The organism is Telluria sp. ZB4P36 (assembly GCF_059685865.1).
Genome location: NZ_JCASIE010000032.1, coordinates 1 through 22,341 on the forward strand (window position 1 = coordinate 1; position 22,341 = coordinate 22,341).

The following is a 22,341-nucleotide window of genomic DNA, read 5'->3' on the forward strand; positions in this document are numbered from 1 at the left end:
AAGGGTCGTTCGAGACCAGGACGTTGATAGGCTGGGTGTGGAAGTGCAGTAATGCATTAAGCTAACCAGTACTAATTGCCCGTACGGCTTGTCCCTATAACCTTGGTAGGCTATAGATCAAGTCAAGAATACAGCTGCAGTTTGTTGATACTGCTACCCAAGAATAAAAAGAAACTTACTTCTTCCCGATTGTGGATGGCTCGCAAGAGACATCCAGACAAGTCAAAGCCTGATGACCATAGCAAGTCGGTCCCACCCCTTCCCATCCCGAACAGGACCGTGAAACGACTTTGCGCCGATGATAGTGCTGCAACCAGTGTGAAAGTAGGTTATCGTCAGGCTAGTTATAAGAAGAACCCCACCAGGTGATCCTGGTGGGGTTTTTTGCTTTGTACGTTCAAGGTTAGCAAACGTAACGTTCGTTGAAATCGCCTTGCCCGAGCCTAGACTGAACTGACACTCACCGGCAGGGGGATCAGATGATTGCTCAAAGCGTAGGACTGGTAAAACGATGTGCGGTCGGACTCCTGCTGGCTGCGGGACTCGGCGGATGTGCGGTCTACGGGCCGCCCTACGCGGGCTACGATCCCTACTATGGTTCGGGCGGCTACTCCAGCTATGTCGGACCCCCGGTCGAATTGAACCTGGGACTCGGCTATTACGGCGGTTCCCGCTATGACCACCACCGTGGCCACGGCTGGCGCGATGGCCGGGGACATCATCGCGGCGGTGGCTGGGATCGCGGCCGCGGCCGCGGTCGTCACTGAGCGTTCAGACCCCGTCGCTGGCGACCGGTTCCACTTCCTTGGCCTTGACCTGGCCGCGGCTGATGCTGTCGCCGTCGTTGCGGCGCAGGCGTCAGAACACGGCCGAGGATAGCAGGGTCAGCACCGCCAGCGTCGCGAAACCATGGTGCAGCGCCTGCGATACCAGCACCCGGTTGTCCTGCGCCACCGGCCCCAGGAACCAGGCGGTGACGATCGAGCCCGCGGCCAGGCCGAAGCTCATCGACAACTGCTGGAAGGAGCTCGACATCGTGCTCGCCATGCTCGAATCCTGCGGCTCGATGTCGGCATAGGCCAGCGTGTTCATGCTCGAGAATTGCAGCGAGTTGAAGAAACCCTGCGCCAGGCTGATCGCGACGATGACGTAGAAGGGCGTGCCGGGGCTGACCAGAGTGAACAGGGAGATCGTCAGCCCGATGAACACCGTATTCACGGTCAGCACCTGCCGGTAGCCGAAGCGCGCCAGCAGCCGGGGCGCAAACATCTTCATGCCCATGGCGGCAGCGGCGGCCGGCATCATCAGGAGGCCCGACTGCCAGGCCGGCAGGCCGAGGCCGAGCTGGTACAGCAGCGGCAGCAGGAAGGGCAGGGCGCCCACGCCCAGCCGGGTCAGGAAGCCTCCCGCCACCGAAATGCGGAAGGTGCGCACCTTGAACAGGGTGAGCCGCAGCAAGGGATGCTTGATGCGCAGGGCGTGCCAGGCATAGGTCGCCAGCAGGCCGAGGGACAGCGCCAGCATCAGCGCGGCCGTCGCCGCATCCAGCCTGTGCTCGCCAAACACTTCCAGCAGCCAGGACAGGATGGCGGTGCCGCTGCTGAACAGCACCAGGCCAATGACGTCGAGCGGGCGCCGTTCCTGCCCCTGGTAATCGGGCATGTGCTTCCAGACCAGGTAGAGCGCCGCCAGGCCGACCGGCACGTTGACGAAGAAGATCACGCGCCACGAGGTCCAGTGCACGATCAGCCCGCCGACCGTCGGTCCCAGCAGCGGCCCGATCAGCGCCGGGATGATCACGAAGTTCATCGCGCCCAGCAATTCATGCTTGGGAAAGGTGCGCACGATGGCCAGGCGGCCGACCGGCATCATCATCGCGCCGCCCAGGCCCTGCAGCAGGCGTGCGGCCGTCATCATGTGCGCGTTCACGGACAGGCCGCACAGGACCGATGCGATGGTGAAGATCGAGATGGCCGTGAAGAACACGCGCCGGGTGCCGAAGCGGTCCGCCATCCAGCCGCTGAGCGGGATGCCCACGGCCAGGCCGAGGATGTAGCTGGTCACCACCGATTTCAGGCTCAGCGGCGTGACCTGCAGGCTGGCGGCGATGCTGGGGATGGCGGTGTTGACGATCGTGGCGTCGAGCTGCTCCATGAACAGGGCAGTCGCGACGAGCCAGGGCAGGTAGCGCTTGATGATGCTGGGATCGGTCAATCGGGCCTCGTGTTACCGGCAGGCCGGGGCGGCCCGCCTCGGCCCGATTGTGCCATGGATCGCCGCCGGGCCACGCCCGGCTGGGCGATACTCAGAAGCGGTAAGCCGCCTTGGCGATGAGCCAGTTGGCGCCGGCGTTCGGGCGCTTGATGCTGGCGTTCGAGTAGTGCTGGAACTTCAGGCCGAAGTCCCACTTGCCGGTGGTGTAGCCCACGCCGACGTGGTCGCCGAACTGGAAGGCGGTGGCCAATTCCTTGTCCTCGTTCTTGTAGAGCGTGGAGAACAGGTTGACGCCGATGCCGATCTCGCCGTACAGGCCGAGCTTGCTGTCGCTCTGGTAGCGGAATACGGGGGTAAAGCCGATCACGGCGATGTTCTTCTTGCGGCCCGGCACGTTCTGGTAGGCGTTCAGGCGCCACAGGGCCAGGTTGGTTTCCCAGTAGCCCGACAGGTGGTAGCCATTGCGGGCGAACCAGCGCTGCTCCCAGTCGTTCTGCACGGCGAGGCGCAGCATGCGTTGTTCCGGATTCGTGCCGAACTCGACGGATGCAGAGTCTGCCCAGCCGCCAAGCGGCTGGTTCTGGGCCTGGGCGGCCTGGACGAACGAAGCAGCCGCGAGCGCGACAGCGATGCCGGCAATTTTTTTCACGTGAGGCATAGTCTTCTTTCTTAGCAGTGCAACAATATTGTGCAACGCATTATTGTACTAGCGAGAACAAATCGGCGCTGGCCGCCACCTTGTGCTGCCGCGAAGGTATCATAGACACCCCGCAGAACGCTCACTCTTTTCTCTATTCCCGCATGACCGAACCGACCAGCACTCCCCTGTATCCGCTCGCGGCGCCGACCCAGCAGCAAGTCGCGCCCACCGTCCTGCCGCACGACCCTGTGGCGGATCATATTGCCACCCATCTGGGCCGGATCGACACCGTATTCCACGACACCATTGCCGACCCGGTGCAGGTCGACATCCACGTGGTGCCGGCCAACGAGCGCACACCCTTCCTGCGCCTGGTGACCTCGGGCATGAGCAGCCGCCCGATGACCGTGCCGGAAGGCGCGCCGCCCTTCGCCGAACTGATGATGGCCCTGCCTGCGGAGTGGAAGCTGGACGAGAAATCGGTGCGGGACGAGCGCTGGTATTGGCCGGTGGCCCTGCTGCGCCACCTGGCCCACTATCCGCACCAGCACGCGACCTGGCTCGGCCTCGGCCACACGGTTCCGAATGGCCATCCGGCCAAGCCGTATGCGAAAGGTATCGAGTTCACCGGCGCCATCCTGCTGCCCCCGGCTTCGGCGCCGAATGCCTTCGCCTCGCTCGAACGCGACGGCAAGGACATTTACTTCCACTGCGTCGTGCCGCTCTACGACGCCGAGCTGAACCTCGTGAAGCGCAAGGGTTTCCCGGCGCTGCTCGACGGCTTCAACGACAAGGGCGTCACCGACCTGGTCGTCCCCGGCCGCAAGAACACGGTCAAGAAGTTCCTCGGGCTGTTCTGATGACGACCATCGCCTTCCTCGGCATCGGCCTGATGGGAAGGCCGATGGCCGGCCGCCTCGCCCAGGCCGGTTTCCCGTTGCGCGCCTGGAACCGCAGCTTCGCCAAGGCCGAGGCCCTGCGCGGCAGCGGTGCCGAGCCGGTGGCGGAGCTGGCGCAGGCGGTGCGCGGAGCGCAGGTGGTGATCTCCATGCTTGAAGCGGGGCCGGTGGTGGGCGAAGTGATCGCCGCTGCCTTGCCCGCGCTCGATCCGGGCACGCTGTGGATCGACATGAGCTCGACGCGGCAGGATGAAGCGCTTGCCTTCCATGCCACGCTGAGCGCACATGGCTGCCGCTTCATGGATGCGCCGGTATCGGGCGGCGTCGGCGGCGCCGAAGCGGGAACGCTGGCCATCATGGCGGGCGGCGAGGTCGCGGATGTTGACCAGGTGGTAAAAGTTTTCGAGGCGATGGGCCGGCCCCAGCGCGTCGGTCCGGTGGGCAGCGGCCAGGTGGCCAAGCTGTGCAACCAGCTGATCGTCGGCGCGACCCTGAACGTGGTGGCCGAGGCGCTGTTGCTGGCGCAGGCGGCGGGCGCCGATCCGGCGGCGGTGCGCGAAGCGATCCGCGGCGGCTTCGCGGGCAGCCGCATCCTCGAGGTGCACGGACAGCGCATGCTGGAGCGGAATTTTATTCCGGGCGGGCAGGTGAAGAGCCAGCTGAAGGATCTAAGGAATGTACTGGCGGCGGCAGGGGCGGCCGGATTGACGCTGCCGCTGACGGAGCTGGTGATGCGGCGGTACGAGACGATCGAGTCCGTGCTGCCGGCGGCGGATCATGCGGCGGCGCTACTGGCGCTGGAACAGATGAATCCCGGCTTCAGGCTGGGCGACGCGGCGGACCAGCTCCCGTAGATCAGGCTTTCGGCAGACTCATCTCCACCAGCCGCACCCAGAAACTCCCCCCGATCGGCAGCAGATTGTCATTGAAGTCATAACTCGTGTTATGCAGCTGGCACGGCCCCAGCCCATGCCCGCCCGCGCGGTGCGCCCCTTCGCCATTGCCGATGAACACATAGCAGCCCGGCTTCTCCTGCAGCATGAAGGCAAAGTCTTCCGCCCCCATGGTCGGCTCGACATTGGTATCCACGCGCTCCGCCCCCACCACCGCCCGCATCGCCTCGACCGCGAAGGCCGTCTGCTCCGGATGGTTGATCAGCGGCGGGTAGTTGCGCTTGAAACTGAAGTCGACCGAGGCGTTGAAGGCGGATGCCACACCCGAAGCCATCTCTTCCATGCGGCGCTGGATCAGGTCCAGCACGCCGGTCGAGAAGGTGCGCACGGTGCCGACCAGCTCGGCTTCGTCGGGGATCACGTTGGTGGCGCTGCCCGCGTGGATCTGGGTGATCGACAGCACCGCCGACTCCAGGGGGTTCTTTTCGCGCGAGACGATGGTCTGCCAGGCCTGGGCGATCTGCACCGCCACCATCACCGGATCGATGCCGCGGTGCGGCTGCGCCGCGTGACAGCCCTTGCCGCGCACGGTCACGCGGAACTCGTTACTGGAAGCCATCATCGGTCCCGTCACGACGCCGAAGTTCCCCTCCGGGATGCCCGGCCAGTTGTGCATGCCGTACACGGCCTCCATCGGGAACTGCTCGAACAGGCCGTCGTCCATCATGCGGCGCGCGCCGCCGCCGCCTTCTTCGGCCGGCTGGAAGATCAGGTAGACGGTGCCGTCGAAATTTCGGTGCTTGGAAAGGTGGTGCGCCGCACCGAGCAGCATGGCCGTATGGCCGTCATGGCCGCACGCATGCATCTTGCCCGGGTGGCGCGAGGTATGGGCAAAAGCGTTCGTCTCCTGCATCGGCAGGGCGTCCATGTCGGCGCGCAGGCCGATCGCACGGTGCGAGCTGCCGTTCTTGATGATGCCGACCACGCCGGTCACGCCCAGGCCGCGCACGATCGGGATGCCCCATTCGGTCAGCCGCGCCGCCACCACGTCGGCGGTGCGCTGCTCTTCGTAGCACAGCTCCGGATGCGCATGCAGGTCGCGCCGTATCTCCTGCAGCTCGGGCTGAAAGGCAAGGAGTGGTTCCACGAGTTTCATTTGTCTCTCCGTTTTTTGTCATGCTTGCATTGCATGTCTTGAACCATTGTAGCCTGCCTCAAACAGTCGGTGAAAGAGGGGGTACGGACCATGCCGGAATCGTTTACAGTATTGGTTTAACGAAGCATTCCAGCCCCTTCCCCCGCCCATGCCAGTCACACAAGTCCGCGCCGCCTGCCCCCACGATTGCCCCGATACCTGCGCCATCCTCGTCACCGTCGACAATGGCGTGGCCGTCGAAGTGAAGGGCGATCCGGAGCATCCGACCACGGCGGGCGTGCTGTGCACCAAGGTGTCGCGCTACGTCGAGCGCACCTACCACCCGGACCGCGTGCTGTACCCGATGCGCCGCGTGGGCCGCAAGGGTGAAGGAAAATTCGAACGCATCAGCTGGAGCGAGGCGATCGACGAGATCGCCGAACGCCTGGGCGAGATCGCAGCGCGCGACCCCCAGGCCATCCTGCCGTACAGCTATGCCGGCACCATGGGGCTGGTACAGGGCGATTCGATGTCGCTGCGCTTCTTCAACAAGCTCGGCGCCTCGCTGCTCGACCGTACCATCTGCGCCACGGCCGGCGCGACCGGCTACAAGTACAGCATCGGCGGCTCGATCGGCACCGACATCGAACAGTTCCAGGACGCCAAGCTGATCCTGATCTGGGGCGGCAACCCGATCGCCTCCAACCTGCACTTCTGGATGCGGGTCCAGGAAGCCAAGCGCCGCGGCGCCACATTGATTGCGATCGATCCCTACCGCTCGCTGACGGCCGAGAAGTGCCACCAGCACATCGCCCTGCTGCCGGGCACGGATGCCGCCCTTGCGCTGGGCATGATGCATGTCCTCATCCAGGAAGACCTGATCGACCACGATTACGTCCAGAAGTACACCCTCGGCTACGACGAACTCAAGGCGCGCGCCCTCGAATGGACGCCGGAACGCACCGCCGAGACCTGCGGCATCACGGCGCAGGAAGTGGTCGACCTGGCGCGCGCGTACGGCCAGAGCGCACGCAGCGGCGAGGGCACGGCGATCCGCATGAACTACGGCCTGCAGCGCGTGCGCGGCGGCGGCATGGCGGTGCGCAATATCGCCTGCCTGCCGGCCCTGGTGGGCGCCTGGCGCCACAAGGCCGGCGGCGTGCAGCTGTCGACCTCGGGCTCCTTCCCGGCCAACCGTCCGGCCCTGCAGCGTCCCGATCTGCTGGACGGCCGCATGCCGCGCACCATCAACATGACCACCATCGGCGACGACCTGCTCAAGGATGCCTCGCCCGCGTTCGGCCCGAAGATCGAAGCCGTCATCGTCTACAACGCCAACCCGCTGGCCATCGCCCCGGATTCGGCCAAGGTGCAGCAGGGCTTCGAGCGCGAAGACCTGTTCACCGTGGTGCTGGAACACTTCCAGACCGACAGCGCCGACTACGCCGACATCCTGCTGCCGGCCACCACCCAGCTCGAGCACGTCGATGCCCACCTGGCCTATGGCCACCTGTACATGATGGCGAACAATGCCGCCATCGCACCGGTCGGCGAAGCGAAGCCGAACACCGAGTTCTTCCGCCTGCTGGCCGCGCGCATGGGCTTCGACGATCCCTGCTTCAGGGAGACCGACGACGAGCTGGCCGCCCAGGCCTTCGACAAGCGCCACGAGCGCGCAGTGCACTTCGACTGGGAGTCGCTCAAGCAGAAGGGCTGGCAGAAACTCAACATGCCCGAGGCGCCGTTCGCCGAAGGCGGCTTCCCGACCCCGTCGGGCAAGTGCGAATTCTATTCGAGCAGCATGGCGCGCGACGGGCTCGACCCGGTCCCGGCCTATATCCCGCCGTATGAATCGGCCGCCTCCAATCCTGAGCTGGCAAGCAAGTACCCGCTGGCGATGATCTCGCCTCCGGCAAGGAACTTCCTCAACTCAAGCTTTGTCAATGTACAGAGCCTACGCGCAACTGAGGGCGAGCCGCACCTCGACATGCACCCGAACGACGCCGCACGACGCGGCATCCATCACGGCGACATGGCGCGTATTTATAACGACCGCGGCTCGTTCGTCGCCCGTGCACGCGTCACCGACAAGGCGCGCGAAGGGCTGGTGGTGGGCTTGTCGATCTGGTGGAAGAAACTCGCCAGCGACGGCAAGAATGCCAACGAAGTAACCAGCCAGCGTTTGACCGACATGGGCAGGGCGCCTACTTTCTACGACACCCTGGTGCAGGTTGAAAAATCTGCGCCTCCAACGCGAGATGAAACCCTCTAGATTTTCCCAGGCCTTCCGGCCAATGATGGCCGCCGCAGCCGCGGCCCTGATGTTGTCAAGCTGCTCATCCCTCTCCTACTACTCCCAGGCCGCACAAGGCCAGCTCGAACTGCTGACGGATTCCCGTCCCATCGATGACTGGCTGGCCGACCCCGCCACCAACGTCAAGCTGCGCCACCGCCTCGAGGCGGCGCGCCAGATCCGCCGCTACGCGATCCAGGAACTCAAGCTGCCCGACAACGGCAGCTATACCAACTTCACCAACATCAAGCGTCCCTACGTGCTGTGGAACGTGGTCGCCACGCCCGAGCTGTCGCTGAAGCCCATGCAGTGGTGCTTCCCGGTGGCCGGCTGCGTGAACTACCGCGGCTATTACAGCAAGCAGGAAGCCCAGGCCTACGCGCAGGAACTACGCAAGCAGGGCCACGACGTCGAGGTGGGCGGCGTGAGCGCCTATTCGACCCTGGGCTGGTTCAGCGATCCCCTGATCTCGACCTTCATCCACTATCCGGATGCCGAGCTGGCGCGCCTGATCATCCACGAGTTGGCGCACCAGGTGGTCTACGTGCAGGGCGATTCGAAGTTCAACGAATCCTTCGCCAGCGCGGTGGAGCAGGCCGGTGTCGAGGGCTGGCTGGAGCGCTTCGGCAACGACGGCATGCGCGAGGCCTTCCAGCGCTACACCATGCGCAAGAAGGATTTCATGGCGCTGCTGGTGCGCTACCGCGGCGAGCTGGAGAAGACCTATGCCAGCGCCATGAGCCAGGATGAGAAGCGCGCCAACAAGGCCCGCCTGTTCATCGCGCTGAAGGACGACTACCAGGTGCTCAAGGCGAACTGGGGCGGCTACGCCGGCTACGACCGCTTCTTCGCCGAGCCGCTGTCGAACGCCCACCTGGCCTCGATCGCCACCTACAACGATTTCATCCCGGCCTTCCGCGCCCTGCTGCGCAAGGAGCGCTCCTGGCCCGCCTTCTACAAGTCGGTCAACCAGCTCGCCAAGCTCGACAAGGCCGAGCGCCACCGGGTGCTGTCCAGGCTGGCGGCGCCGGCCCCGACCGCGCCGCTCGTGGTGCAGCGCAGCATGGGTGCTGCCAGCGGTTATAGCAAATAAGGCAGTGTAGAGGACACGTTCCAATCGACTTAAAAGAACTTGCGCGCATTGGCGCTGCCCGATAGCATCACAGAGAGGCGATAGCAAAGGCGCAAGCTTCGCGCGCGCCTGCTCGGACCACAACGATAACTATTTTCGAGACAAGAGGGCATCCGATGGACAAGATCTGGTTGAAGGCCTACCCCCCGAACGTTCCTGCTGAAATCAATCCGGACCAGTACAGCTCGCTCGTGCACATGCTGGACGAGTCCTTCAGCAAGTACGCCGACCGCAACGCCTACGTCTGCATGGACAAGTTCCTGACCTACGGCGAGCTGGATGCCTACTCGAAGAAGCTGGCGGCCTGGCTGCAGAGCCGCGGCATGGAGCGTGGCGCGCGCGTGGCGATCATGATGCCGAACGTGCTGCAATACCCGATCGCGATCGCGGCCGTGCTGCGCGCCGGCTACACCGTGGTCAACGTCAACCCGCTGTACACGCCGCGCGAGCTCGAGCACCAGATCAAGGACTCGGGCAGCGAAGCGATCATCGTGCTCGAGAACTTCGCGCACACGGTGCAGCAGGTGATGGGCAAGACGCCGCTCAAGCACGTGGTGGTGGCGAGCATGGGCGAGATGCTGGGCGGCGCCAAGGGCATGCTGGTCAACTTCGTGGTCCGCAACGTCAAGAAGATGGTTCCTGAGTTCTCGCTGCCGAACATGGTGCGCTTCAAGGACACGCTGTCGCAGGGCGCGAAGATGCCGTTCACGAAGGTCGAGCTGAAGTCCTCGGACGTTGCCTTCCTGCAGTACACCGGCGGCACCACCGGCGTGTCGAAGGGCGCCACGCTCACGCACCGCAACGTGATCGCCAACGTGCTGCAGACCGAAGCCTGGTCGGCGCCGGCGATGGGAGCATCGAGCGAGCAGACCGTGATCGTGTGCGCGCTGCCGCTGTACCACATCTTCGCGCTGACGGCCTGCGCGATGTGGGGCATGCGCACCGGCGCCCTGAACATCCTGATCGTGAACCCGCGCGACATCCCGGGCTTCATCAAGGAGCTGGGCAAGTACAAGATCAACATGCTGCCGGCGGTGAACACGCTGTACAACGCGCTGGTGAACCACCCGGACATCGGGACCGTGGATTTCTCCGGCCTGAAGGTATCGAACGGCGGCGGCATGGCGGTGCAGAAGGCCGTCAACGACAAGTGGAAGCAGGTCACCGGCACCGCGATCATCGAAGGCTACGGCCTGTCGGAGACCGCGCCGGTGGCCACCTGCAACCGCGCCGACGTGAAGGAATTCACCGGCACCATCGGCCTGCCGATCCCGTCCACCGACATCGCGATCCTGGATGACGAAGGCAAGCCGATGGCGCTCGGCCAGATCGGCGAGATCGCGATCCGCGGTCCGCAGGTGATGGCGGGCTACTGGAACCGCCCGGACGAAACGGCCAAGGTCATGACGCCGGACGGCTTCTTCAAGTCGGGCGACGTCGGCGTCATGGACGAGAACGGCTACGTGAAGATCGTCGACCGCAAGAAGGACATGATCCTGGTCTCGGGCTTCAACGTCTACCCGAACGAGCTGGAAGGCGTGATCGCCGGCCATCCGGGCGTGCTGGAATGCGCCGTGATCGGCGTGCCGGACGAGCATTCCGGCGAAGCGGTGAAGGTGTTCGTGGTGCGCAAGGACCCGAACCTGACCGCCGAACAGCTGATGGACTACTGCAAGCAGCAGTTCACCGGCTACAAGAAACCGAAGTACATCGAGTTCCGCGACGAACTGCCGAAGACCAACGTCGGCAAGATCCTGCGGCGCGCATTGAGGGACGAGAAGCAGGCGCAGGCGGAACACGCCTGATCGCAGCAAGAAGGCCGGCGCAACCAGGCCGGCCAGTACGAGGCCGCCCGCATGCGGGCGGCCTCGCGTTTTATTGGACAGCATTGACACGGAAGGTAGGGCACGGATGGACAAGTTTTGGCTCAAGTCGTATGAGGAAGGCGTACCTGCGGAGATCGATCCGACGCAGTACCGCTCCCTGACGCATCTGCTGGAGGAGGCGTTCCGCAAGTACGCCGACCGCAATGCCTACGCGTGTATGGGCAAGACCCTGACGTTCGCCGAACTGGACCGCCTGTCCGGCCGCATGGCGGCCTGGCTGCAGGGCCGCGGCCTCAAGCCCGGCGCACGCGTGGCCATCATGCTGCCGAACGTGCTGCAGTACCCGGTGGCGATGGCCGCCGTGCTGCGCGCCGGCTACGTGATCGTCAACGTCAATCCGCTCTATACCCCGCGCGAGCTGCAGCACCAGCTGACCGATTCCGGCGCCGAAGCCATCGTGGTGCTGGAGAACTTCGCCCACACGCTCGAGCAGGTGATCGGCAACACCCAGGTCAAGCACGTCGTGGTCGCCAGCATGGGCGACCTGCTGGGCGGCCTGAAGGGCATGCTGGTCAACCTGGTGGTCCGTAAGGTCAAGAAAATGGTGCCGGCCTGGTCGCTGCCGGGCTCGATCGGCTTCAAGCGCATGCTGGCGGACGCTACCGGCGCCACCCTGCGCCCGGTCGCCATCGGCCACGACGACATCGCCTTCCTGCAGTACACCGGCGGCACCACCGGCGTCTCGAAAGGCGCGGTGCTGCTGCACAAGCACGTGATCGCCAACGTACTGCAGAACGAGGCCTGGTTCGCCCCGACCCTCAGCAAGATCAAGGCCGGCGAGCAGGCCCAGTTCGTGTGTGCGCTGCCGCTGTACCACATCTATGCCCTGACCGTGTGCGCGCTGCTGGGCCTGCGCGTGGGCGGCATGAACCTGCTGATCCCGAACCCGCGCGACATTCCGGGCTTCATCAAGGAGCTGGCCAACTACCGCATCAACATCTTCCCGGCCGTGAACACCCTGTATAACGGCCTGGTGAACAACGCCGAATTTGCCAAGCTCGACTTCTCGGGCATGCTGGTGTGCCCGGGCGGCGGCATGGCGGTGCAGAAGGCGGTGGCGGACAAGTGGCTGCAAATCACCGGCACGCCGATCGTCGAAGGCTACGGCCTGTCCGAGACCTCGCCGGTGGTCGCCGCGAACCGCTGCGACATCACCGACTTCACCGGCACCATCGGCCTGCCGCTGCCCTCGACCGAGATCCGCATCCTGGACGAAGCCGACAACGAAGTTCCGTTCGGCACCGCCGGCGAGATCGCCGTGCGCGGCCCGCAGGTGATGGCCGGCTACTGGCAGCGCGACGACGAAACCGCCAAGGTCATGACGGCGGACGGCTTCTTCAAGACCGGCGACGTCGGCATCATGAACGAGCAGGGCTACACCCGCATCGTGGACCGCAAGAAGGACATGATCCTGGTGTCGGGCTTCAACGTCTATCCGAACGAGATCGAAGGCGTGGTCGCCGCGATGCCGGGCGTGCTGGAAGTGGCTTGCGTCGGCGTGCCGGACAAGAACTCGGGCGAGGCGGTGAAGCTGTACATCGTGAAAAAAGATCCTTCCCTGAGCAGCGATGCGGTGATCGCCTACTGCAAGGAGCAGTTCACGGGCTACAAGCGGCCGAAATACGTCGAGTTCCGCGAGGCCTTGCCGAAGACGAACGTGGGCAAGATCCTGCGGCGCGAACTGCGCGATGAAAAGACGTCGGCCTGAGCTGACACCGAAGCCGGCGCAGCCGGCTTTTTCCTTATTGGTGAGAAATCAGCGAATCGAGCGGCGGCAGCTGGCGCGGCTTGCGGTCCGGGCCGGTGGCGACATAGGTCAGCTGGGCTTCGGTCACCTTCACGACATCCGCCTGCAGGCGGTTGCGCTCGGCATAGACTTCGACGCACACGGTGATCGAGGTATTGCCGACCTTGACGATCTCGGCATAGAAGGACAGCAGGTCGCCCACGAACACCGGCTGCTTGAACAGGAAGGAGTTCACGGCGATGGTCGCCACGCGTCCGTTCGCGCGGCGGGTGGCCGGCAGCGAACCGGCGACGTCGACCTGGGCCATGATCCAGCCGCCGAACACGTCCCCGTACACGTTCGCATCGGACGGCGCCGGCATCACGCGCAGTTCGGGCATCTTGCCTTGCGGCAGGCGGGTTGAAGAGGTGGGGGCGGCATTTTGTGGCGTGGTCATCTTGTTTTCTCGGTAAAAGCTACAATCGTCCCGAATTGAACCATAAATCCCCTTACCCTGCCATGCGCCGTAATTCAGCAACCTCGGCCTCATCCGCCCCCCTGCCACCCGATTCGAAAGGTGTGCCGCGCAATGACTGGGCCACCCTGCGCACCCTGTTCCCCTATCTGTGGGTGTACAAGTGGCGGGTAATGGCCGCGCTCGCCGCGCTGATCGGCGCCAAGATGGCCAACGTCGGCGTGCCGCTGGTGCTCAAGCAGCTCATCGACCAGCTCGCGATCGACCCGGCCAATCCGAAAGCCCTGCTGGTGCTGCCGCTCGGCGCCCTGGTCGCCTACGGCCTGCTGCGCCTGTCCACCACGGTGTTCACCGAGCTGCGCGAATTCCTGTTCGCGCGCGTGACCCAGCGCGCGGTGAGGACGATCGCGCTGAAGGTATTCCGCCACCTGCACGCGCTGTCGCTGCGCTTCCACCTGAACCGCCAGACCGGTGGCATGACGCGCGATATCGAGCGCGGCACCCGCGGCGTGAATTCCCTGATCTCGTATTCGCTGTTCAACGTGCTGCCGACCCTGGTGGAGATCACGCTGGTGCTCGGCTACCTGGTGCTGAACTACGACATCTGGTTCAGTGCGATCACCGCGGTGGCGCTGGCGAGCTACATTGCCTTCACCGTGATCGTGACCGAGTGGCGCACCCACTTCCGCCGCACGATGAACGACCTGGATTCCAAGGCGAATACCAAGGCGATCGACTCGCTGCTCAACTACGAGACCGTGAAATACTTCGGCAACGAGGAATACGAGGCCAGGCGCTACGACCAGGGCCTGCAGAGCTACGAGAATGCCGCCGTGCGTTCGCAGACATCGTTGTCCTTCCTGAATACGGGCCAGTCCCTGATCATCGCCACCGCCGTGACGCTGATTCTGTGGCGCGCCACCGAAGGCGTGATCGCCGGGACCATGACCCTGGGCGACCTGGTGCTGGTCAATTCCTTCATGATCCAGCTGTACATCCCGCTGAACTTCCTTGGCGTGATCTACCGCGAGATCAAGCAGAGCCTGGCCGACATGGAGCGCCTGTTCTCGCTGCTCGACCAGAACCGCGAAGTGGCCGACTCCGCGGGCGCCCAGCCCCTGCTGACCGATGGCGCCCAGGTCGAGTTTTCGCACGTCGAATTCAGCTATGAAAGCAAGCGCCAGATCCTGTTCGACGTCGACTTTACGATCCCGGCCGGCACCACGACCGCGGTGGTGGGGCATAGCGGCTCGGGCAAGTCGACCCTGTCGCGCCTGCTGTTCCGCTTCTACGACGTGAACGGCGGTGCGATCCGCATCGACGGGCAGGACCTGCGCAACATCACGCAAACCTCGCTGCGCGCGGCGATCGGCATCGTGCCCCAGGACACGGTGCTGTTCAACGACACGATCGAGTACAACATCGCCTACGGCAAGCCGGGCGCTTCGCACGAGGATATCGTGGCGGCGGCGCGGGCAGCCTCGATCCACGACTTCATCGAGAGCCTGCCGGACGGCTACCAGACCATGGTGGGCGAGCGCGGGCTCAAGTTGTCGGGCGGCGAAAAGCAGCGCGTGGCGATCGCGCGCACGCTGCTGAAGAATCCGGCGATCCTGATCTTCGACGAGGCGACGTCGGCGCTGGATTCGAAGTCGGAGCAGGCGATCCAGGCCCAGCTGAAAGAGATCGCGAAGGACCGCACGACCTTGGTGATCGCGCACCGGCTGTCGACCATCGCGGACGCGCAGCAGATCATCGTGCTGGATCATGGGCGCATCGTGGAGCGGGGAACGCACGGGTCGCTGCTGGCGGCGCGCGGCCTGTATGCGCAGATGTGGGAGAGGCAGCTGGCGCGGCCGGACGAGGAGCTGGCCTCGCCGCCGCTGGAGATTGCGAAGTAAGGATGACTCAGTAGGTGTAGAACATCCGCTGGATCTCTTTGGTATTGCTGGTCTTGGTCAAGGCCAGCATCAAGAGGATGCGCGCCTTCTGCGGGCTGAGCGTATCCGCCACCACGAAGTCCAGCTGGTCGTCGTTCGCCTCGCCGTTGCGCGCCACGATGCCCTGGCCGACACGGCTCGAACGCACGATCACCACGCCTTTTTCACGCGCAGCCACCAGCGCCGGCCTGGTCTTCGCCGGCAGGCTGCCGTTACCCACGCCCGCGTGCACCAGGCCCTTGGCGCCGGCAGCCACCAGCGCCTTCACCGCCACGTCGCCTACGTTGGCATAGGCATAGGCCACGTCCACCTGCGGCAGCACATCCAGTTTCGCCACGTCGAACTCGGTGTCCACGGTGTGCTTCCTCGTCACCTCGCGGTAGAAGAAGGGCTTGCCGCCCTGGATATAGCCGATCATGCCCAGTTCCGCCGCACGGAAGGTGTCGGCAGTGGTGGTGTTCGCCTTGGTGACGTCGCGCGCCGCGTGGATCTGGTCGTTCATCGCCACCAGCACGCCGCGGCCGGCCGCCGCCGGGTTGCCGGCCAGGTTGACCGCGTTGTACAGGTTGATCGGTCCGTCCGCCGACAGCGCGGTGGACGGGCGCATCGAGCCCACCAGCACCACCGGCTTCCTGCTCTTGACGACCAGGTTCAGGAAATACGCAGTCTCTTCCAGCGTGTCGGTGCCGTGCGTGATGACGATGCCGTCCACGTTCGGCTGCGCCAGCAGCACGTTGACGCGCTTGGCCAGGGTCAGCCAGTGCGCGTCGCCCATGTTCTCGCTGGCGATCTGGAACACCTGCTCGCCGCTCACGTTCGCGACCCTGGCGATCTCCGGCACCGCCTGGATCAGCGCCTGCACGCCCACGGTGGCGGCGGTGTAGCCGACCGTGGTGGTGCTGGTGGCGCCGGTGCCGGCGATGGTGCCGCCGGTGGCAAGGATGATTACGTTGGGCAGCCTGGCATTCTGTGCCTGCGCCGCCGAAGCGATCAGGAACAGGAAGGCGAACAGCGCCGCCATGGCGCGCTTGACACTCTGGAACATCATGGTACTTTTCTCCTAGGGTAAAACTTACGGCTTCTTGTAGACGACGCCGTCTTTCATCACGAACTTCACCTGCTCGAGCAGCTTCACGTCGCGCAGCGGATCGCCTTCGACGGCAATGATTTCGGCCGCGAAGCCCGGTTCGACTGCGCCGAGGCGATTGCCCTGGTCGAGCAGGGCCGCCGCATGCACGGTCGCCGAACGAATGGCGTCAGCCGGCGACATCCCCGCCTCGACCATGTAGCCGAATTCCTTCGCATTTTCCCCGTGCGGGAACACCCCCGCGTCGGTACCGAAGGCGATCTTCACGCCGGCCTTGTGGGCACGCGCGAAGGTGGCCTGCAGTTGCGGGCCGATCGCGGCGGCCTTCGGGCGCACCAGCGCCGAATAGTAGTCCGGGATCCTGGCCTTGTCCGCCACGTAGCGGCCGGCCGAGATGGTCGGCACATACCAGTGGCCGGTCTTCTTGAACAGGGCGATGGTCTCGTCGTCCATCAGGGTGCCGTGTTCGATCGAGTCGACGCCGGCGCGCAGCGCGCGCTTCATGCCCTCGGCGCCGTGGGCGTGGGCCGCGACGCGGAAGCCGTAGTCTTTCGCCGTGCTGACGATGGCCTTCAGCTCGTCCTCGGTGTACTGCGAGTTCTGGCCGTTGGCGGCCTGGCTCAGCACGCCGCCGGTGGCGGTGATCTTGATCAGGTCCGCGCCTTCCTTGTAGCGCTGGCGCACGGCCTGGCGGCCTTCTTCCGGGCTGTCGATCACGCCTTTCTCGGGGCCGGGGGCGCCGATTTTCTCGCTCAGGAAGTGGGACAGGTTGTTGGTCGGGTCGGCATGGCCGCCGGTGGTGGCGATCGACTTCCCGGCGGTGAACATGCGCGGGCCGGGGATTTCGCCGGCGGCGATGGCGCGCTTGAGCGACACGTTCAGGCCATCGGCCGCGCCGAGGTCGCGCACCGTGGTGAAGCCGGCCATCAGGGTGCGCTGGGCGTATTTCACCGAGCGGAAGGCCATGTCCTGCGGATCGGCGGTGAGCCGGTCGCGGTAGGCATCGACCACCGGCGCGGTCTCGCTGGTCAGGTGCACGTGCATGTCGATCAGGCCCGGCAGGCAGGCGTGGCGCGACAGGTCGACGTTGCCTGCCGCCTGGGTCATCGGCCCGACCGATTTCACGACGCCGTTTTCGACCACGATGCTGACGCGCTCGCGCCAGGTGCCGCTCTTGACGTCCAGCAGGCGGCCGCAGTCGATGGTCTGGGCGGCGGCGTGGGCGCCGGTCGCAACAAGCAGCAGGCCTGCCGCCGCATACAGCTGTTTCATGTCTCGCTCCTCATGTTGTCGTTATGTGAAAAAGGCCCCCCATCGCTGGAAGGCCTTTCATGGTGATACCTGTCTCGCTGATCAGCGCAGCGGCGCGACCGCCGGATCCTTGTTCGGCTCCGCCAGGTCGCCTTCCCACTTCGCGACCACGGCGGTGGCGATGCCGTTGCCGATCACGTTGGTGGCCGAACGGGCCATGTCCAGGAAGTGGTCGATGCCCAGCAGGAGCAGCAGGCCGGCTTCCGGGATGTTGAACTGGGCCAGGGTGGCGGCGATCACGACCAGCGAGGCGCGCGGCACGCCGGCCATGCCCTTCGAGGTCAGCATCAGCACCAGCATCATGGTCAGCTGGGTCGACAGCGACAGCTCGATGCCGTAGGCCTGGGCGATGAACACGGCAGCGAAGGTGCAGTACATCATCGAGCCGTCGAGGTTGAACGAGTAGCCGATCGGCAGCACGAAGGCGGCCAGGCGGTTCTTGACGCCGAAGCGCTCCAGGCCTTCCAGGGTCTTCGGGAAGGCCGCTTCCGACGAGGCGCAGGTATAGGCCAGGATGGTCGGTTCCTTCAGTTCGGAGATCAGGCGCAGCACGCGGCGGCCGAGGAACAGCCCCCCGATCGCGATCAGCACCACCCACAGCAGCACGATGCCGAGGTAGAACTCGGCCATGAAGATGCCATAGGTCGACAGTACGCCCAGGCCGCTCTTGGCGACGACACCGGCGACCGCCGCGAACACGGCGATCGGCGCGAAGTTCATCACGTAGCCGGTCACCTTCAGCATGATGTGGGCGATGCCGTCCACGGCGTCGATCAGCGGGGTGGCGCGCGCGCCGACGGCGGCGGCGGCGGTGCCGAAGAAGACCGAGAACACCACGATCTGCAGGATCTCGTTCTTGGCCATGCCCTCGAAGATCGAGGTCGGGATCAGGTGGGTGATGAAGTCCTTCAGGGTCAGGCTGGAGGTGGTGATGCCCGAGGCGGTGCCGACCGGCGGCACGGCGCCCGACAGGGCCATCGCGTCACCCGGACGGAACAGGTTCACCAGGATCAGGCCCAGCGACAGCGAGATGACCGAGGCGATGACGAACCAGCCCAGTGCCTTGACGCCGATGCGGCCCACTTCCTTGGCGTCGCCCATCTTGGCGATGCCGACCACCAGGGTCGAGAACACCAGCGGTGCGATGATCATCTTGATCAGGCGCAGGAACATGGTGGTGATCAGCGACATCGTGTCCGCGAACCCGGTCGGGTTCTCGAAGCTGGTGTTGGCCGCGTAGCCGACGACGATGCCGAGCACGAGGCCGATCAGGATGTAGGTGGTCAAGCGGTTCTTTTTATCCATAATGCTTCCTGTCTTTTGGACCTGTGCAAAACCGGCGGCAGGGATTGGCACTGTCGCAAGTCGAATTATTCGGTGTTGACGCTGGCTTCTAGGGGGAACGGCCAGATCGTTATGGTAGGTAAGGCAAGTTCCGAAGTATCCTTGTCGCTAGAAATGCTGTCAAGCATGCTTACACCGTATACAACAGGTCGCACAACAGCCGTTGCAGGACGGCGCATTTACAGGCACTAAATGATCGAAATCGACAATGTCAGCAAGTGGTACGGCAGCTTCCAGGTACTGCGCGACTGCAGCACCCGGGTCGCGCGCGGCGACGTGGTGGTGGTGTGCGGGCCGTCCGGCTCGGGAAAATCCACCCTGATCAAGACCGTCAACGGGCTCGAACCCTTCCAGCAGGGCAAGGTCGTCGTGGACGGCATCGACGTGGGCGACCCGAAGACCAATTTGTCACAGTTGCGTGCCCGCATCGGCATGGTGTTCCAGAACTTCGAGCTGTTCCCGCACCTGTCGGTGCGCGACAACCTGACGCTGGCCCAGGTCAAGGTGCTGGGGCGCGGCAAGGACGAGGCGCTCGAGCGCGGCCTGGCCTACCTGGACCGGGTCGGCCTGCTGGCGCACAAGGACAAGTTCCCGAGCCAGCTCTCGGGCGGCCAGCAGCAGCGCGTGGCGATCGCGCGCGCGCTGGCGATGGACCCGGTGGCGATGCTGTTCGATGAGCCGACCTCGGCGCTCGACCCGGAAATGATCGGCGAGGTGCTCGACGTGATGGTGGGGCTGGCGCAGGACGGCATGACCATGATGGTCGTCACCCACGAGATGGGCTTCGCGCGCAAGGTGGCCGACCGGATCGTCTTCATGGACCACGGCAGCATCGTCGAGGACAGCCCCAAGGAAGCGTTCTTCGGCGCCCCCCGCTCGGAGCGGGCGCGCGAGTTCCTGGCGCGGATCATTCACTAGATTCAGCAGATACGACAACGGCGCCCGCAGGCGCCGTTGTTCTTCATGCAGACCGCCGGATTACTTCTGCTTGCGGCGGCGCGAGCGGGCCAGTGCGGCTGCGCCCAGCGTGAACAGGGCGATCGATGCCGGTTCCGGGACGTCCCAGCCGATGGCGTCGAACATGGCGATGTCCAACTGGCTGATGGCCAGCAGCTCGCCACGGGAAGCGGTCGGGTCCAGCAGGCCGATACCCAGGTTGTCCTTCCAGTGGCTGGCCTGCTGGCCGTCGCCATTGGTGCGGCCCAGCGAGAAGGTGGTCAGCGTGGTGGTGCAGTTATCCAGCGAAAAGTACTTGGCGCGGGCATCCGCGGCCCAGTCGATGTTGGCGCCGGCAGCCACGCTCTCCGGCGAGCAGCGGAACACGTCGGTCGGCGAGATGAAGACGAACTGGGAATCCGAGAAGTTGCCCGAACGGTTCGCGTCGAGTACGTCGACGCCGCTGATGAAGCCGAGTGCGTGGCCGATTTCGTGGGCGGCAACGCCGATGAAGTCGAAGGCGCCGGCGGTGATGCCGTCGTTCGGATTGAAGTCCCAGGTAAACGCAGTGCTGAAGGAAATATTGCCATCCGAACGGGTGTCAGTGTTTGGCACCAGGCCCAGGGCGCGGGCGTTCGCCCAGGTCATGCGGATAGTGCTGTTATTGGCATCGCAATCATTGTCAAGGAAGGTGGCGCCGCTGCCGGTGCCGGCCGGGTTGACGTTGGTGCCGTTCATCAGGACGCTCAGGCACGGGCCCCCCGGCAGGTTGGCGATGGCCTTCTTGTCGATGCTGCTCTTGGCGTCGGCAACCATTGCCTGACGGAAGCCGGCATAGCTGAGGCTGCCTTGGGTCGAACCAGTCGAGCCGAGGATCCCAGCGCCCAACGCGCTGAAACCGATATTCAGGTTGACCTGCACGTCATCAGTGAAAACGCTTTGCCACCGATCGGCGGCAGACTGGAAGCCGGCCAGCGCCCGCGCATCCATGGCCGGATCGTAGGTGAAGTTAATCGTCAGTGCCTGGGCGGAGCCTGCGTAGGCGCATGCCAGCAGGGGGACAATCTTCAGCAGGTTCTTCAAGGTTTTCATAGGTCTCTATTCCGTGATTTGAAATTATTCTGGGGCGACATCCACTTTTGGCCGGCCTCGCCGCTGCCACTGAATCGGCTGCTGTCTCGTAAGCAAATTCCAGGCCAGAAAAATAAGTACATGTTTATTAAAGTAAAAATTTTTCCGAACGGAACGCTGCGCCGCACCATGTAAAGTTTTCCGTCAGAATATTTTCACTGGATGTATGACGGGGCGCATGCTTGCTGCACCGCGTACAATGGCTCCGGTAAAATGTCGGCATCCGCAATCCGAGAGCCGCCATGTCCCCCATCGAAACCCCCGACACGATCACCATCACCCGCCCCGACGACTGGCACCTGCACCTGCGCGACGGCGCGGCGCTGGCCAGCGTCCTGCCGCACAGCGCACGCCAGTTCGCGCGCGCGATCGTGATGCCGAACCTGAGGCCGCCGGTCACCACGACCGCCGCCGCCGCCGCCTACCGCGAGCGCATCCTGGCCGCGCTGCCGGAGGGCATGCCCTTCGAGCCGCTGATGACGCTGTACCTGACCGACAATACCGATCCTGACGAGATCCGCCGCGCCCAGGATTCCGGCTTCGTCCACGCGGTCAAGCTGTATCCGGCCGGCGCCACCACCAATTCGGACGCCGGCGTCACCGACCTGAAGAAGTGCTACAAGACGCTGGAAGTGATGCAGGAAGTCGGCATGCCCCTGCTGGTGCATGGCGAAGTGACGGACAACGACATCGACCTGTTCGACCGCGAGGCGGTGTTCATCGAGCGCGTCATGCGCCCGCTGCGCAGCGCCATGCCGGTCCTGAAGGTGGTGTTCGAGCACATCACCACCAAGGAAGCGGCCCAGTACGTGGCCGAGGCGGAAGGCCCGATCGCGGCCACCATCACCGCCCACCACCTGCTGTACAACCGCAACGAGATCTTCCGCGGCGGCATCCGCCCGCACTACTACTGCCTGCCGGTGCTCAAGCGCGAGGAACACCGCCTGGCGCTGGTCACCGCCGCCACCAGCGGCGACGAGCGCTTCTTCCTCGGCACCGACTCGGCGCCGCACGCGGTCCACACCAAGTACGCGGCCTGCGGCTGCGCCGGCTGCTACACCGCGCTGCATGCGATGGAGATGTATACCGAAGCCTTCGCCCAGGCCGGCGCCCTCGACAAGCTCGAAGCCTTCGCCAGCCTGAATGGCCCGGCCTTCTACGACCTGCCGGTCAACGAAGGGACGATCACGCTCAAGCGCGAAACCTGGACCCTGCCGGAAACCGTCCCCTTCGGCGAACACCAGCTGGTGCCGCTCAACGCCGGCGAGACCATCAACTGGAAGATGGTCTAAGGGACTG

Annotated in this window: 17 protein-coding genes, 2 rRNA genes and 1 pseudogene; 12 read left to right on the top strand and 8 right to left on the bottom strand. The window is 64.7% G+C overall.

Features of this window, described 5'->3' with window-relative positions:
- From AC56LK_RS24210 to AC56LK_RS24220, 3 genes are all read left to right on the top strand, one after another.
- Positions 1-96, top strand: a 23S ribosomal RNA gene (locus AC56LK_RS24210); the annotation flags it as partial.
- Between the two features lie 132 nt (positions 97-228).
- Positions 229-341: ribosomal RNA gene (gene rrf, locus AC56LK_RS24215) — 5S ribosomal RNA — on the top strand.
- A 334-nt stretch (positions 342-675) separates the two neighbouring features.
- Positions 676-879 (top strand): hypothetical protein, encoded by a 204-nt coding sequence (locus AC56LK_RS24220; RefSeq protein WP_497187009.1) that lies wholly within the window; start codon positions 676-678, stop codon positions 877-879.
- Here the strand turns inward: AC56LK_RS24220 and AC56LK_RS24225 are convergent.
- A pseudogene (locus tag AC56LK_RS24225) lies at positions 862-2,214 on the bottom strand (DHA2 family efflux MFS transporter permease subunit); the annotation flags it as partial. The gene AC56LK_RS24220 and the pseudogene AC56LK_RS24225 sit on opposite strands and share 18 nt — an antisense overlap.
- A 91-nt stretch (positions 2,215-2,305) precedes the next feature.
- Entirely contained in the window at positions 2,306-2,863 is a 558-nt protein-coding gene (locus AC56LK_RS24230; protein ID WP_497187010.1) for an acyloxyacyl hydrolase, read from the bottom strand.
- 152 nt (positions 2,864-3,015) lie between these two features.
- On the opposite strand from AC56LK_RS24230, the gene AC56LK_RS24235 reads away from it, so the two are divergent.
- Both AC56LK_RS24235 and AC56LK_RS24240 read left to right on the top strand, forming a co-directional pair.
- Positions 3,016-3,714, top strand: a complete 699-nt coding sequence (locus AC56LK_RS24235) for a suppressor of fused domain protein (RefSeq protein WP_497187011.1) — start codon at positions 3,016-3,018, stop codon at positions 3,712-3,714.
- Positions 3,714-4,607 (top strand): NAD(P)-dependent oxidoreductase, encoded by an 894-nt coding sequence (locus AC56LK_RS24240; RefSeq protein WP_497187012.1) that lies wholly within the window; start codon positions 3,714-3,716, stop codon positions 4,605-4,607. Before AC56LK_RS24235 ends, AC56LK_RS24240 begins: the two co-directional genes overlap by 1 nt.
- A 1-nt stretch (position 4,608) precedes the next feature.
- Here AC56LK_RS24240 and AC56LK_RS24245 read toward each other — a convergent pair whose 3' ends face one another.
- A complete protein-coding gene (locus AC56LK_RS24245; RefSeq protein ID WP_497187013.1) occupies positions 4,609-5,802 on the bottom strand; it encodes a M20 aminoacylase family protein in 1,194 nt (397 codons plus the stop codon).
- Positions 5,803-5,950: 148 nt separating this feature from the next.
- On the opposite strand from AC56LK_RS24245, the gene AC56LK_RS24250 reads away from it, so the two are divergent.
- The 4 genes from AC56LK_RS24250 (at position 5,951) to AC56LK_RS24265 (ending at position 12,800) form a co-directional block, all read left to right on the top strand.
- On the top strand, positions 5,951-8,053 hold the full coding sequence (locus AC56LK_RS24250; RefSeq protein ID WP_497187014.1) for a molybdopterin-containing oxidoreductase family protein: 2,103 nt from the start codon (positions 5,951-5,953) through the stop codon (positions 8,051-8,053).
- 25 nt (positions 8,054-8,078) lie between these two features.
- Complete coding sequence (locus AC56LK_RS24255) at positions 8,079-9,167, top strand: aminopeptidase (RefSeq protein ID WP_497187035.1); 1,089 nt, start codon at positions 8,079-8,081, stop codon at positions 9,165-9,167.
- Between the two features lie 155 nt (positions 9,168-9,322).
- Positions 9,323-11,011, top strand: coding sequence for a long-chain-fatty-acid--CoA ligase (locus AC56LK_RS24260; protein WP_497187015.1), 1,689 nt, complete (start codon positions 9,323-9,325; stop codon positions 11,009-11,011).
- Between the two features lie 106 nt (positions 11,012-11,117).
- On the top strand, positions 11,118-12,800 hold the full coding sequence (locus AC56LK_RS24265) for a long-chain-fatty-acid--CoA ligase (RefSeq protein WP_497187016.1): 1,683 nt from the start codon (positions 11,118-11,120) through the stop codon (positions 12,798-12,800).
- Between the two features lie 34 nt (positions 12,801-12,834).
- Here the strand turns inward: AC56LK_RS24265 and AC56LK_RS24270 are convergent, their stop codons facing one another.
- Positions 12,835-13,275 carry an acyl-CoA thioesterase gene (locus AC56LK_RS24270; RefSeq protein WP_436103922.1) on the bottom strand — a complete coding sequence of 147 codons (441 nt, stop codon included), beginning with the start codon at positions 13,273-13,275 and terminating at the stop codon, positions 12,835-12,837.
- A gap of 62 nt (positions 13,276-13,337) precedes the next feature.
- Here AC56LK_RS24270 and AC56LK_RS24275 point away from each other — a divergent pair, with 62 nt between their 5' ends.
- Positions 13,338-15,194 carry an ABCB family ABC transporter ATP-binding protein/permease gene (locus AC56LK_RS24275; RefSeq protein ID WP_497187017.1) on the top strand — a complete coding sequence of 619 codons (1,857 nt, stop codon included), beginning with the start codon at positions 13,338-13,340 and terminating at the stop codon, positions 15,192-15,194.
- 7 nt (positions 15,195-15,201) lie between these two features.
- Here the strand turns inward: AC56LK_RS24275 and AC56LK_RS24280 are convergent, their stop codons facing one another.
- From AC56LK_RS24280 to AC56LK_RS24290, 3 genes are all read right to left on the bottom strand, one after another.
- Positions 15,202-16,281, bottom strand: a complete 1,080-nt coding sequence (locus AC56LK_RS24280; RefSeq protein ID WP_497187018.1) for a type II asparaginase — start codon at positions 16,279-16,281, stop codon at positions 15,202-15,204.
- A 24-nt stretch (positions 16,282-16,305) separates the two neighbouring features.
- Positions 16,306-17,592 carry a metal-dependent hydrolase family protein gene (locus AC56LK_RS24285; protein WP_497187019.1) on the bottom strand — a complete coding sequence of 429 codons (1,287 nt, stop codon included), beginning with the start codon at positions 17,590-17,592 and terminating at the stop codon, positions 16,306-16,308.
- Between the two features lie 81 nt (positions 17,593-17,673).
- Positions 17,674-18,936 carry a dicarboxylate/amino acid:cation symporter gene (locus AC56LK_RS24290; protein ID WP_497187020.1) on the bottom strand — a complete coding sequence of 421 codons (1,263 nt, stop codon included), beginning with the start codon at positions 18,934-18,936 and terminating at the stop codon, positions 17,674-17,676.
- Positions 18,937-19,167: 231 nt separating this feature from the next.
- Here AC56LK_RS24290 and AC56LK_RS24295 point away from each other — a divergent pair, with 231 nt between their 5' ends.
- Positions 19,168-19,893 carry an amino acid ABC transporter ATP-binding protein gene (locus AC56LK_RS24295; protein WP_497187021.1) on the top strand — a complete coding sequence of 242 codons (726 nt, stop codon included), beginning with the start codon at positions 19,168-19,170 and terminating at the stop codon, positions 19,891-19,893.
- Between the two features lie 60 nt (positions 19,894-19,953).
- Here the strand turns inward: AC56LK_RS24295 and AC56LK_RS24300 are convergent, their stop codons facing one another.
- Positions 19,954-21,003: an NF038122 family metalloprotease gene (locus tag AC56LK_RS24300; RefSeq protein ID WP_497187022.1), complete on the bottom strand. Its 1,050-nt coding sequence runs from the start codon at positions 21,001-21,003 to the stop codon at positions 19,954-19,956.
- Between the two features lie 281 nt (positions 21,004-21,284).
- Here AC56LK_RS24300 and pyrC point away from each other — a divergent pair, with 281 nt between their 5' ends.
- Entirely contained in the window at positions 21,285-22,334 is a 1,050-nt protein-coding gene (gene pyrC / locus AC56LK_RS24305; RefSeq protein WP_497187023.1) for a dihydroorotase, read from the top strand.
- Positions 22,335-22,341 lie beyond the last annotated feature (7 nt).